The organism is Catelliglobosispora koreensis DSM 44566, assembly GCF_000379685.1.
Taxonomy (GTDB): Bacteria; Actinomycetota; Actinomycetes; order Mycobacteriales; family Micromonosporaceae; genus Catelliglobosispora; species Catelliglobosispora koreensis.
In genome coordinates this window covers 93,529-105,625 of sequence record NZ_KB903256.1, presented here as the reverse complement: position 1 = coordinate 105,625, position 12,097 = coordinate 93,529, and the positions used below count along the sequence as shown (strand labels likewise).

The following is a 12,097-nucleotide window of genomic DNA, read 5'->3' as shown; positions in this document are numbered from 1 at the left end:
CGCCCGGGTTCACGCCTGGGCGCACCACCTCTTCAGAGCGTTGTCGAGGCCGCGCCCGTCAGCGGTGTCACTGGCCCACGCGACGTAGCCGTCCGGCCGCACCAGGATCAGGTCGGGCACCTTCGCCTTGGTGACGAAGACGTTCACACCATCCACATCGGACGGTTCTTTCGTCACTAGTGTGAATCGCCCGTCGCGCATCACCTCGTAGAGCCGGGCGTTCTCCCCGCGCAGGTCCGGCATGCGGCGGCCCGTCCACATATGCAGGCCATCGGGGTGGGGATAGCGAATGGCCAGTCCAGACAACCGTTCCGCGAGCGCCCTTCGCACGGGACCGATCCGCACCGCGAGGCGGATGATGGTGCGCCTGAGCATCAGCCCAGCCGTCGAGCCGGAAAGCACCAGGCGGTAAAGCGCGTCGGTCAGCTTCAGCACACTCTCCCCGACCGGGTGCCGCTCAACTTGGTACGTGTCAAGGAAAGCCGGGTTGCCCCGCACCGCGGCGGCGAGCTTCCAGCCCAGGTTCACCGCGTCCTGGATGCCGGTGTTCATGCCCTGCCCGCCAATGGGTGAGTGCACGTGCGCGGCGTCGCCCGCGAGAAAGACCCGTCCCACGCGGTAGTCCTTGGCCTGCCTGCGCTCGCTCAGGAACCGCGTGCTCCAGCGAGGTTCAGTCATGCCGTAGTCATCGCCCGCGATGTCCCGGAACGACTTCTTCAGCTCCTCGACCGTGAGCGGCTCATCGAGCCGAACGCCCTCGCGATCGCGGTCCCAGACGATCGCCCGGAACCAGCTGTCGCCAAACGGAACGAAGAGCACGAGCCCTTGCTTACTGGTCGCGCCGAACAAGGTCTCCTGCGGTGGCCGCTGGAGCTGAACATCTGCCAGCATGATGTGCGTTTCGTACTGTGCGCCTTCGAATCGCGCCCCGATAGCGTCCCGCACCATGCTGTGCGCCCCGTCGCAACCGACCACAAAGGACGCCCGGATGTCGTCATGGTTCTTCAGATGAAGTGTCACCGCGCCGTCGTCCTGGGTCAGGCTGGTGACCTCAGCCGCACGAACGATCTCGGCTCCGAGCGCCACGGCCCTTTCTTCTAGCAACTTCTCCGTGCCACTCTGGGCCACGATGAGCACCATGGGGTACCGGGTGGGAAGCTCGCCCAGCGACAGCGCCGCCCCGGGCGCGGGCTGCACGGAGGTCACCTGAATCCCTTGGGGCACCAGCTCATCGGCCAGTCCGCGAGCGTCGAGGAGTTCCAGGGTCCGGGCGTGCACGGCGAAGGCCCGGGTGAGGTTGGGCTGATCGGCGCGCCGCTCCAGCACGCGGCAGGTCACTCCGGCCAGGCGCAGTTCACAAGCGAGGGCGAGACCGGTGGGGCCAGCCCCGACGATAGCGACGTCGACCATATCCATAGTTGCAAAACTCTAGCTGGGCGGGGGAAACATCTCCATTTGATCTGCGTCGCCCAAGTCAGCCTCGCTGTGTTCGGGGGCGGGGCGCTCGGGAGGCGGCGTAGCGTATTTCCCGCGCCCGAGGACGGTGACCGGCACCATTTCGACCGGGGCAGGCGGAGGCTCGAACGGTCCCTCGCCCCAGCGCACCCAGATCGCGATCCGGCCGGCCTGCGCCTCGGCGAGCAGTTTGTCCAAAGTGCGCTGCCGGGCCGAGCGGTCGATCTCGACAACCACCGGCGGCAGGCCCTCGCGAGCGAAAGCCACATCAACGTGGGAGAACTTGTCGGCATAGGGCGGTGGCAACGGGAAGACACTGCGCGCCTTGAGGTAGACCCGCCAGCCCTGTGTCTCACCCCACCGCACGATCGCGTCGGTGAGCAGAGCGGTGACCTCAGCCTGGTCTTTGCCCGTGAAGCTCACCCCTGCCAGCCAGGCTCTCAACGTTGCGACCACGCTTGGATAGCTTACTAGGATTGTTAGACAATGCGGTGCAGGCCTAAGCTGCGGTCGTGAAGATCCTGCTAACAGGCGCGTCCGGCAACGTCGGATCACACACGCTGCCGCAACTCGTGCGGCGCGGTCATGACGTGCGCACCTTTGACCTGCGTCATGGCGACATCACCGACGCGGCGGCGGTCGCTCAAGCGGTTGCCGGTGTTGACGTTGTCATCCATCTCGCGGCGGTCATCCCGCCGCTGGCCGACGAACAGCCAGCTTTGGCGCGCGCGGTAAACGTGGGAGGCACAGCCAATGTCATCGCCGCTTGCCAAGCCTCGCCCTCACGGCCCCGGTTGCTGTTTATCTCCACTTTGGACGTTCACGGAATCACCGTTGGCAATGAGCCGCCCCGTCGCGTCGGCGACCGGATGGTGGCGACCAACCCCTATACAGAGCACAAAATCGAGTGCGAGGAGCTGATTCGCTCGTCGGGGCTGGACTGGGCGATCTTCCGGCTCGCCGACGTGCCCGTGCTCGGCCTGCGCCCGGCGCACCCGATCATGTTTGAGATCGGGCTGCACAACCGGATCGAGTGCGTGCATGCCGACGACGTCGGCCTCGCGATAGCGAACGCTCTGGAAACGCCGCAGGCGTGGGGGAGAGTGCTGTTCATTGGCGGCGGGGCGTCGTGTCAGCTGACCTACGGTGAATACCTGACCCGCCTCCTAGCGGCGATGGGTGTGCAGCCTTTGCCGGACAAGGCTTTCAGCCCAGCCGACTATTGCACCGACTGGCTAGACACCACGGACAGTCAAGCCCTGCTGCAGTATCAGCGGCATTCGTTCGACGACATCGCCCGGGCGATCGCCGCGAGCCTGGGCTGGCGCCGGGCTCTGCTGCCGCTGGTGCGTCCCTTGGTGCGCCGGTCGATGCTGCGTTTGTCGCCTTACTATTCGCACGCATGAGCATCATGCCTTTGGGGTAACAAGCGCGGCATCCCATTGGAACGGGCGTCGGGCAGGTGCGGGAGATGCTTAGTCATGACGAGTGGCAGAAGTTTCACGACCTCGAGCAGCGGCTGACCAACGATGTGGACTTCACCGCGCTGATGCGCAAAGCGCGGAGGATGCCGTTGTTCGCTTGGATCGCCGTCGCTTTTGGATGGACTGTCGTGGCCGTGTTCGCGGCCGCCGGGTGGTGGTTCTTTGCCTGGGCCGTGGCCATGCCGTCGTTCGCGGTGACCGTGATCGTGCTGGCGCGCAGGAGGCGCAGGCAACGCCTATTAGGCACTTGATGATCTATGTAAGTGTCTTTCTATTGAGCGTTCACATTGGTTAAATAGTTTCACTCCACCCCATCCCCTTTGGAGGCACAGTGAAACTTCCCCCAGCCTGGCGATCTATGGTCGCCGGGCTAGCCGCCGCAACCCTCGTGATACTCGGCCCTGCTGGGCCCGCCTCCGCCGCGACGACCATTGTGGACAACGCGACCGCTGGAGGCTTCACGGCTAGTGCCAACTGGGGCACGTCGAGCTGGTCGAGTCAGCGTTACGGCGCCGACTACCGCTTCGCGACCCCGAACACGACCGCCAGCGATGTCGCCTGGTTCAGTGCCACGATCGCGACGGCGGGTTCACACCTGGTCGAAGTCTGGTATCCAGCCGACGCTGGCTACAACAACGCCACCCCGTTCGTCGTCGTGACCGCGAGCGGAAACCAAAGCGTCGTCATCAATCAGCGCTCCAGCGGCGGCCAGTGGGTAAGCCTCGGCAACTTCAACTTGGCCGCGGGCACCCACACCGTCGTTGGTGTCAGCCGGTGGACAAGCGGCACGGGTTACGTTGTGGCAGACGCGATCCGGCTCACCTCGTCGACAGGTGGCACCGCGTTCTCGCTGCCGCTGCCGAAGTCGGCGTTGCCCCGCAGTGAGTATGACGACCCGCACCACGACTATCCCGCGATCGACCTGCCGGTGCCGACGGGCACCCGGGCCTATGCCGTGCGCGGCGGGACAGTCGCCATCATCGATGACAGTCTGTGTGGCCGTGGCGTCAACCTCACCGGAACTGACGGTGCCGTCTACACGTACTGCCATTTCTCGTCCTGGTCTGTCTCCAATGGAGCGACGGTCTCACCCGGGCAGCAAATCGGGCTGACAGGCAACACTGGCAACTCGACGGGACCGCACCTGCACTTCGGCATCCGGACCGGCAGCACTCGCCGTTGTCCGCAGCCGTTCCTGCTCGCCGTCTATGACGGGGTGACTCCGCCGGCGGCGACAAGCCTGCCCACCTCGGGCTGTTCTTACACCAGCCTCGCGGCGGCCACCGTCCAGCCGCTGGGCTGACGGCCAAGTGGTGTCAGTCTGACATTGACATGACGTCATCATGATGTCAGGCTGACACCATGTCCTTCACCCTGCTTCGCCAGCGCAATTTCGCCTTGGTCTGGTGGGCCGGCCTGATCTCAATCACCGGCGACTGGATGCTGCGCATCGCCCTGCCTGTCTACGTACTGCAGCTCACCGGCTCACCGCTGGCGACGAGTGGCGCCGTTATGGCGGGTGTCTTGCCGTCCATCCTGTTTGGGCTCATCGCCGGTGTTTACGTCGACCGCTGGGACCGCCGCCGCACGATGCTGGTGGTCAGCGTGCTTCAGGGACTGTTTCTGCTGCCGCTGCTCGCGGGCAACGTCTGGGCCGTCTACGCGGTCGCGTTCGTGCAGGCGAGCCTAAGCCTGTTCTTCCAGCCCGCCGAAGGCTCGCTGCTGCCACAGCTAGTCGCCGCCGAAGACCTGACGGCCGCGAACTCGCTCAACTCGCTCAACAACAACATCGGCCGCCTGATCGGTCCGGTCCTGGGCGGCTTCGGGCTCGCTGGGCTGGGCATTACCGGCGTCGTCATCATCGACATGGCCAGTTTCGCTGTCGCCGCAGCGCTTCTAGCCGCGATCGCTGGCGACTTTCGCGCCAAGAAACTCGGCGAGTCTTTGGGTATGCGAGGCGAGCTGGCCGAAGGCTTTCGCGCCATCAGGCGGTCCCGGGTCACGACCGCGATCATGGTTATCGTCTTGCTCATGTCTGTTGGCGAAGGCGTGATGGCGAGCCTGTTTCCGGTGCTCGTCACCGGCCCGCTAAACGCTGGCGCGGTTGGCCTTGGCTCGCTCATGGCGGCTCAGGCCGTTGGCGGTCTCCTGGGTGGGCTTGTCGGCACCCGCTTCGCCGCGAAGATCAATCCAATCACGATGGTGACGGCGGGACTGGCCGTGTTCGGCGTCCTGGATGTCCTTATCTTCAACTATCCCCGCTGGTCCACGGTCCTTTGGCCTGAGCTCGTGTTGTTCGCCCTCGTCGGCATCCCCGCGGTGCTATCCCAGGCCGCTTTGATGACGCTGCTGCAAACCGCGCACCCGGGCGAGGTTCTGGGCCGCATCTTCTCCGTGGCCCTGGTGCTAGGTGCGCTCGCCACGTTTGCTGGCGCAAGCATCGCCGGGACACTGGCGCTCAAAGCGGGTGTCATCAACGTTCTTACGGTGCAAGGCACGGTGCAGATCTTCGCGGCGCTGCTGTTCTGGCTGATCGCCCGCTCGGGTCCTGCCCGCCAGCTCGCCCCCGAACCGTCATGAAGACGGCGCGGGCTGACGGCGCCACACCACGGCAATGACACCGAGGCAAACGACGGCACACGCGACCACGTAGGCGAGACTCCCAATAGGGGTGCCAGAAGCGGTGCGCCCGCCGACGGCGGCGAAGTAATCGGGCAAGGCGGCCACCCACAAGACAGCGAACACCAGCATGAAGACCAGCGCGGCCAAAACGCTGTAACGATCGAGGAAACCGCCCCCCAACGGACCGTCCACGCGATCTCGCCAGGCTTTGACGAACGCACCGGCAGCCACGACGGCGAACAGTCCAATCACGAGCCACAGCGCGATCGCTTGTCCCGTAACGTTTGGCGTCTCGCCCCGCCCGAACAGGCCGTAGGGGATGGAGAACAGCATCATCGCCAGTGGCGTTAACAGGCCAACAGCGATGACTCGCAACGTTATCGACCACGCGGGCACCGGCCCGCTGGCCGCACGGCGCGCGATGAGCAGACGGGACAGCAACGCGAACCCGAACGGAGAAGCGCCCGCAAAGATAGCCGCACTGCTCAGGGGAACCGAGGCGAGCCATGGCGAATTCGAAGGGGCGCTCGGGTTCCAGCCCCACCACTGCAACTGCGGTCCAATGTGGTCAAAGATCTCGTAGAAGCAGTGGAAGACGAACGCGACGCAGGCCGCTCCCACCACCGGGTGACGCCGGTCCAGGATGCCGGTGCGCTGCACGAGAACGTAAGCCAGATAGGTCAGCGCAGGGTAAAGCGCCAGGATGTAGAGCGGCAGGCGGTCCTGCAGGAACTGAACAGAGAACAGATTGTGTACGAAGATGAGGTCAAGCGAGCCCGCCAGCCCAAACCGGTCCGGAAAGTAGAGCGGCGGTTCCAGGATCACCACGTAGACAACGGCGGCCAGCCAGACCGCCAGGTTGGACGGATCGTTGCGCCGGCGCCACCAGAGCACGGCATGGATCAGGCTCACCACGGCGCCAACGATCATCAGCGCCTCGACCACCGGCAACGTCCAGTTAGCCAGGGAAAGCGGATCGCGCACTGACATGACCGGAGCCACGGCGGCGCAATCGATGCCGCCTAAGGTGTCAGCGATCTCGGTGAATCCTGGGGTGCATTCGCCCACGCGGATCAGCCCGCCTTGGACGAGCTGTAGTACCTGGTCACGTCATGGCCTCGCTCGTAAGACTCGAACCAGATGTCCGCGAACGCGGGCAGCGGCTCTTTCTGGGGACGGTGGTGCGGCACTTGGGACCGGATCAGACGGTAAGCCAGCGTGAGCATCTCGAAATTGGACGCTGGGGCAAACGGTGAAGGCGGGAAGATGCCAAAGCGGTGGCGCCACGACATCGGCATCGGCAGCCGCGCGACGACTTCCTCGCGGCGCACGCCGTCGGGGGACGCGTGCCGATATTCGGCCTGACGGTCCGCAGCGGGCACGTGCTCGTCAAAGCCGGCGAGGATTTCCCGGTACACCTTCATGACATGGCTGAACACTTTGCGCGTCGCACGTGTGCGATACCACCGGTTTCCGACCACGGCGTCAAAGATGATGAGGGCGGAGCTGCGGTGCTCCACCTCTTCGACGAAGTGCCAGAGAAACAGCGAAGCCACGCGATCGTCGCCGGGCGCGAACAACACGTCCTGGTGGTCGAGCATGACTTTGAAGATCGGCGTGAACGTCGCCTCCAGATCGGCCGTGTAGGCCAGCTGGAATTCAAGTGGCTCTTCCAGCAGCCGGTCAAAGCTCGCGATCGCGGCATCGACCGTCTTTTGCAGACTGGGGTATTGGCGCACGAGCGCGGCGATGTGCTTGCGGTGGTTCTTGGCGTGCTGTGCCTCTTGCCGCAAAAAGGCTTCGGCCTCTTCGGCGACCGCTGGATCCTTGATGAGCGGCATCGCGCGCCGGGTCGACGCCACGATGAACTTCTCAAACGCGATAGCCATGATGCTGATCGCGTTGGCCATCAGGCCAAACTTCGGATGGCTCGGCAACCACTGGAACGGCACCGTCTCGTCAAAACCGAAGTCAATCTTGCGGATCTGAAGATCGGTCATAGCCGCCTCCGCTGAGATCGAGCACCGTCGAAACTGAATTTAGATTCTAGTTTCCGGGATGTCAATCCTGCTGCGGCAGCGGGTTAGCCGCGTGACAGCAACCGCGGGCTGAGTAGATCGATGAAGCGCTCGGCCACACGGCGGGCTTCCCGCATCGTGCCTCCGTGATAGATCGCCTGGATCAGCATCGTGTGGATGATGGACCACAGCATGATCGCGGCGTCTTGGGCCTGGCTCGCGTCGGCTGAATCGAATTCGTCCACTAACGACGCTTTGGCGCTCGCGGCGAATTCAGCCAGCAGCGCCTTCGCTTTCGGGTCGACGCTCGTCTGCAGCAGAACGTAGACCTTGAAGATCTGCGGTTGCCGTTCGAAGGCGCGGATGACGCCGTTGATCCTCTTCCGGAGCCGCTCCTCGGGGGTGAGCGCCCCGGCTCGGGCCCGGCTCGCGCGCCCAAACTGGGCCCACTCCTGCAAAACGGCAGCGTAGAGATGTTCTTTGGAGGAGAAGTAGCGGTAGAGCGTTCCTAGCGCGACCTCGGCTGCCTGGGCGACGTCGCGGATCTGGATCTGTTCGTATTCTTGCGATTCCAGGGCACGCAGTGCCGCCTCGACGATGCGCTGCCGCCGGGCCAGCTGCCACGCTGGCATCGCCTCGCCGTTCACCTGCTCCACCACGCCTCCACGATCGCACGGTTCACGCGGTCAGCTCGGCAAGGGTCTCGCGAAGCCACTTCAGCTCGGTGCGGCTCGTGGCGGTCGCGATGGTCATCAGTCCTTTGCGGAACGGGTCGTCGAAGTCCGCCGCGCGCAGCGGGCGGTCCCTGTCATAGAAGAAGCTTGCTGGCTGGGTCAGGAAAGCCAGCCGCCGGTTGAGCACCGCCGCCTGAGCGTCCGCGTTCTTGAGATGGCGCAGGAAGGCGAGCAGGACAAACCACCGGTTCTCGTCGGTGATGAACGCGTCGTCTGGGTTGGACAGCCTGTTCTTCAGGTGCTCACGGCCCTTAGCGGTGAGCGTCAGCATGTGCCGTGGTGCGGCGGCGGGGCCCGATTGCAGCTCGCGGGTGAGTAGCCCGGACGCTTCCATCTTCTTGATCGCCGGATAGAGCGTCCCGTCCGCGATCGGTTTCACGTGGCCGGTTAGCGCGGCGACTCTCTTGCGCAGTTCATAACCGTGCAGTGACTCATCGCACAAGAAACCCAGGATGGACAACTCCAGCATGGCTGCTACTCTACCCCCGGGGCGAGATACCTCGGTCCCGAGGTATCGAAACGAAGGAGTGGCAATGAAGGACGCGGTGGTTACCAGCGAAGGCGCCCGGATCAGATGGGTGGAGCTGCCGGGCAGTGAGCCGGCCCGGGTCTACGTGCACGGGCTGGGCGCGAGCGCCCCGGTTTACTTCTCGGCCCTGACGCATGAGCCGGTGCTGCGAGGACGCCGATCGCTGCTGGTCGACCTGCTCGGGTTCGGGATCAGCGATCGCCCGGCCGCGTTCGGATACAGCCTGACCGAGCATGCCGGTGCTCTGGCCGCGGCGCTAGACGCCGCAGGCGTCACCGGCGCGGAAGTGGTCGGGCACAGCATGGGTGGTGCCGTCAGCATCGTGTTAGCCGAGCGCCGGCCAGATTTGGTTTCCCGGCTCATCCTCGCCGAGGCCAACCTCGATCCGCGTCCGCACGGCAGCAAGCCCACCGGCAGCGGCATCTTCGCCTACTCCAGGGACGCATTCGTCAAAGGCGGGTTCGCCGAGACGCTAGAGCGTGTGGGCCCGCTCTGGGCCGCGACCATGCGGTTAGCCGACCCCGTGGCCCTGCACGCCACTGCCGTGAGCCTCGCCGAGGGCACCCGGCCGATCATGCGGGACATCCTCGTGAACCTGCCGATGCCCAGGACGTTTCTCATCGGCGAACGCAGCGAAGAGCTGGCGGGACGGGAGAGTCTGGTGGCAGCTGGCGTTGACGTGGTCACGATCCCCGACGCTGGCCACAACATAATGATCGACAATCCGACAGCGTTCGCCGAGGCGATCGCGTAGCAGTCAGGGCTTCACCTATCTCTATGATTCGTTGTCATGAAGACCCCTCGCACCCGGCTCGCCGCGACCGGACTGGCCGCGATCCTCGCGATGGCTTGTGGTACAAGCAATCTGGCAAACGATGCCGAGGTGAGCATCGCTGGTGAGCTCCGTCTGCCCGATGGCAAACCAGCAGCCGGGCTGACCGTGGGCCTCGTCAAAGAGCCGGGCGCGGTCGATGCCCTGGTCGAGCTAGCGGCAACGGTCTCCAGCGTCGGGCTGCTGTGCCTGACGCAGACGGTGTCCATTTGCAAGGGTGCGCGCAAGACAACCACCGACGACGCGGGCAAGTTCCGCTTCACGATGCGTGGCAGCGATACCAAGACGATGCTCGGCAATGCCAGCGGTTTCCTGGTCTCTTCGAGCCTTGGCGACGGGCGGCCATCGGTGCAAGTCAGGTTCGAAGTCGAGCAGCCCACGGTGGATGTGCCCGCCACGACGTTCTGGGAGCCGGCACCGCTTGAGGTGAAGGCGGACAAAGCCCAGATCCGTTACAGCTGGCCGCAAACGGTTAAGGGCGCCAAGTACGCCCTGTCCATCACGAGCGGCAAAACCGAGGTGTGGCAACAGGACGTTTCCGGGGCGGGGCAGCTCGACGCACGGGTCGCCAGTGATATCAAGGGAAATCTGCACGCCATTGCCACGACGACACAGGATGGCTCCGCGACGACGTTCACCACCGTGCACCGCAGTCAGGCGGCCGCGTTCACAGGACTGGCGGGCCCCGCGCCGTCGCGCGGATCCTCATGTTTCGTGGCGGCGCAAGAGGGTTCGGCGCCCATCAGCCCATGCTCGCTCACCGATGGTGCCTATACCGGACAGCCGATTCCGTTGCAGCAGTGCGTCACCGCTTCTTCGGCTCCCGCGAGCACACCCTCGCCGGCGGCTTGTGCGGCTAACACATGGGTGTCGGCCGACCTCGGCACGTCCCGGACGGTCAGCGCGGTCATCCTGCACGGACTGCAAGCCGGGGGAAGCTACACCGTTGAATCCAGTGTGGACGGTGCGCAATGGACGGCCCGCGCCACGAATCCAGGGACGAACTACGCACGCGTCACGTTCGCCCCTGTCACCGCTCGCTACGTGCGCGTTCGCAGTGAACGCGTGTCGGGCCTGCGGGAATTCGCTATCTGGCCTTAGCGCATGAACTTCGCGATCCGTGCCCACGCATCGGCTGCCGCCTCGGCATGCCCGGCCCGGCCGAAGTGATCCCATTCCATAAAGCCATGCGGTTGTCCTTCAAACACAACAACTTCATGGGGTACTCCCGAAGCAGTCAAGTGCCGCTCGAGGTTCTCGTGCACGGAGCTTGGCACGGCGTTGTCTTCGCCGCCAAACAGGCCGAGCACGGGCACGCGGATCTGCGCCGAGAAGTCCTCAGGAAGAGCGGCTGACGCTCCCATCTTGCCAACGTAGGGGCAAATGCCGATAACGCCGGCTAGCCCGAGATCAGTGGTGCCGGCGTAAAGCGCGTTCGCGCCACCGATGCAAAAGCCCGCCGCGAAGATGGGCCCGTCGCCTGTGGTTCGCAGATAAGCGATCGCGGCTGCCACGTCAGCGATCATCAGCTCACGGTCGAAGGTCTCGCTGATCGTCTTGTCGAATTCCTCGCCGCGTGCCGCTGGCCCGAGCGTCCGGCCGTAATAGTCGATAACCAGGGTGTCCGCTCCGGTCTGAGCGAACCGGCGGGCCAGATCCCGAAACGGGGCACGCATCCCGCCGACATCTGGCAACAGCACCAGCCGCGCTCCGCTGGGCTCGGCCGCCTGGGCCAGGTAAGCGCCGAAACAGGAACCATCAGCCGAGGTCAGCTCGATGATGGGGTCTGAGTCAGCGGGAACTTGAGCGTCATTGTCGAGGCACATACCTAGACCGTATTGGTTTGGTCAACTCCAATTCCGCCCAGTGCCTAGTTGCCTTCGCAGCCGACACCGTCGCCGTCGCGGTCCAGATGCGGGCCGTAGCCGGGACTGCCGCGGTAAACCGGGCCGGGTGCCTCATCGCAGCTGTCGTATGCCTCACCGCCACCACTGTTGCCGCCGCCGCCTCCGCTTCCAATGCCGGCGCCTACACCGATCTTGCCGGTGTAGGCGGTGTCGGCCGAACCAGTCGTCGCGCCGCTGCAAGGTGACACGTCAACTTGCGTCACCAGTGTGGAGTGGATCCAGCCACCCGCGGACAGATGGAACCATCGCGTGGTCCCATAGTTGAGTTCTCCGTCAGCCAGCAATCCACCTCGACCGGCGTCCCTATGGGCAGCACGGCGAGAATCGCCGAATCGGTGTTGGGCCGCGACCGCACGTTAGCCTCGTCGCTGACGGTGGCGTTCTCCGAAGCGACGGCAGGAGCCGAAAGCACTGCCACACCAAGGAAGACGGACATGATTCCAATTGCCAGAAGCGATCCCAGCTTGCTTGGCATGACAATCACCGCGCTAAATAGCCGTTAGCTCAAGGCTACTC

Annotated in this window: 15 protein-coding genes; 6 read left to right on the top strand and 9 right to left on the bottom strand. The window is 64.7% G+C overall.

Features of this window, described 5'->3' with window-relative positions; genetic code table 11:
- Positions 1-9: 9 nt before the first annotated feature.
- Together A3E1_RS0117335 and A3E1_RS0117330 are read right to left on the bottom strand one after the other, a co-directional pair.
- Entirely contained in the window at positions 10-1,416 is a 1,407-nt protein-coding gene (locus tag A3E1_RS0117335; protein ID WP_026208527.1) for an FAD-dependent monooxygenase, read from the bottom strand.
- 12 nt (positions 1,417-1,428) lie between these two features.
- Positions 1,429-1,911: a hypothetical protein gene (locus A3E1_RS0117330; protein ID WP_026208526.1), complete on the bottom strand. Its 483-nt coding sequence runs from the start codon at positions 1,909-1,911 to the stop codon at positions 1,429-1,431.
- 56 nt (positions 1,912-1,967) lie between these two features.
- Between A3E1_RS0117330 and A3E1_RS0117325 the strand changes: the two genes are divergently transcribed.
- The 4 genes from A3E1_RS0117325 (at position 1,968) to A3E1_RS0117310 (ending at position 5,519) form a co-directional block, all read left to right on the top strand.
- The gene (locus tag A3E1_RS0117325) at positions 1,968-2,861 is read left to right on the top strand and encodes an NAD-dependent epimerase/dehydratase family protein (protein ID WP_020522059.1); all 894 of its coding nucleotides are present in this window, start codon (positions 1,968-1,970) and stop codon (positions 2,859-2,861) included.
- Between the two features lie 65 nt (positions 2,862-2,926).
- Complete coding sequence (locus A3E1_RS0117320) at positions 2,927-3,190, top strand: DUF3040 domain-containing protein (protein ID WP_020522058.1); 264 nt, start codon at positions 2,927-2,929, stop codon at positions 3,188-3,190.
- A gap of 80 nt (positions 3,191-3,270) precedes the next feature.
- Complete coding sequence (locus tag A3E1_RS48435; RefSeq protein WP_245571241.1) at positions 3,271-4,242, top strand: golvesin C-terminal-like domain-containing protein; 972 nt, start codon at positions 3,271-3,273, stop codon at positions 4,240-4,242.
- Between the two features lie 59 nt (positions 4,243-4,301).
- Positions 4,302-5,519, top strand: coding sequence for an MFS transporter (locus tag A3E1_RS0117310; protein ID WP_020522056.1), 1,218 nt, complete (start codon positions 4,302-4,304; stop codon positions 5,517-5,519).
- Here A3E1_RS0117310 and A3E1_RS40725 read toward each other — a convergent pair.
- The 4 genes from A3E1_RS40725 to A3E1_RS0117290 all read right to left on the bottom strand — a co-directional run bounded on the left by A3E1_RS40725 (position 5,514) and on the right by A3E1_RS0117290 (position 8,782).
- The gene (locus A3E1_RS40725; RefSeq protein WP_020522055.1) at positions 5,514-6,629 is read right to left on the bottom strand and encodes a DUF7802 domain-containing protein; all 1,116 of its coding nucleotides are present in this window, start codon (positions 6,627-6,629) and stop codon (positions 5,514-5,516) included. The genes A3E1_RS0117310 and A3E1_RS40725 overlap by 6 nt on opposite strands.
- A gap of 5 nt (positions 6,630-6,634) precedes the next feature.
- Positions 6,635-7,561 (bottom strand): metal-dependent hydrolase, encoded by a 927-nt coding sequence (locus tag A3E1_RS0117300; RefSeq protein ID WP_020522054.1) that lies wholly within the window; start codon positions 7,559-7,561, stop codon positions 6,635-6,637.
- A gap of 83 nt (positions 7,562-7,644) precedes the next feature.
- The gene (locus A3E1_RS0117295) at positions 7,645-8,238 is read right to left on the bottom strand and encodes a TetR/AcrR family transcriptional regulator (RefSeq protein WP_211215945.1); all 594 of its coding nucleotides are present in this window, start codon (positions 8,236-8,238) and stop codon (positions 7,645-7,647) included.
- A gap of 19 nt (positions 8,239-8,257) precedes the next feature.
- A complete protein-coding gene (locus tag A3E1_RS0117290; RefSeq protein WP_020522052.1) occupies positions 8,258-8,782 on the bottom strand; it encodes a PadR family transcriptional regulator in 525 nt (174 codons plus the stop codon).
- Between the two features lie 64 nt (positions 8,783-8,846).
- On the opposite strand from A3E1_RS0117290, the gene A3E1_RS0117285 reads away from it, so the two are divergent.
- Positions 8,847-9,596, top strand: coding sequence for an alpha/beta fold hydrolase (locus A3E1_RS0117285; RefSeq protein WP_020522051.1), 750 nt, complete (start codon positions 8,847-8,849; stop codon positions 9,594-9,596).
- Between the two features lie 36 nt (positions 9,597-9,632).
- Positions 9,633-10,775, top strand: coding sequence for a discoidin domain-containing protein (locus A3E1_RS0117280; RefSeq protein ID WP_020522050.1), 1,143 nt, complete (start codon positions 9,633-9,635; stop codon positions 10,773-10,775).
- Here A3E1_RS0117280 and A3E1_RS0117275 read toward each other — a convergent pair.
- Genes A3E1_RS0117275 through A3E1_RS47725 form a run of 3 tightly spaced genes read right to left on the bottom strand, consistent with a single transcriptional unit; the run spans position 10,772 to position 12,056 of the window.
- Entirely contained in the window at positions 10,772-11,500 is a 729-nt protein-coding gene (locus A3E1_RS0117275; protein ID WP_020522049.1) for a dienelactone hydrolase family protein, read from the bottom strand. The genes A3E1_RS0117280 and A3E1_RS0117275 overlap by 4 nt on opposite strands.
- Positions 11,501-11,544: 44 nt before the next feature.
- Positions 11,545-11,784 (bottom strand): excalibur calcium-binding domain-containing protein, encoded by a 240-nt coding sequence (locus tag A3E1_RS40720; RefSeq protein ID WP_020522048.1) that lies wholly within the window; start codon positions 11,782-11,784, stop codon positions 11,545-11,547.
- Positions 11,781-12,056, bottom strand: a complete 276-nt coding sequence (locus A3E1_RS47725) for an SH3 domain-containing protein (RefSeq protein ID WP_169454413.1) — start codon at positions 12,054-12,056, stop codon at positions 11,781-11,783. Before A3E1_RS47725 ends, A3E1_RS40720 begins: the two co-directional genes overlap by 4 nt.
- Between the last annotated feature and the right edge of the window lie 41 nt (positions 12,057-12,097).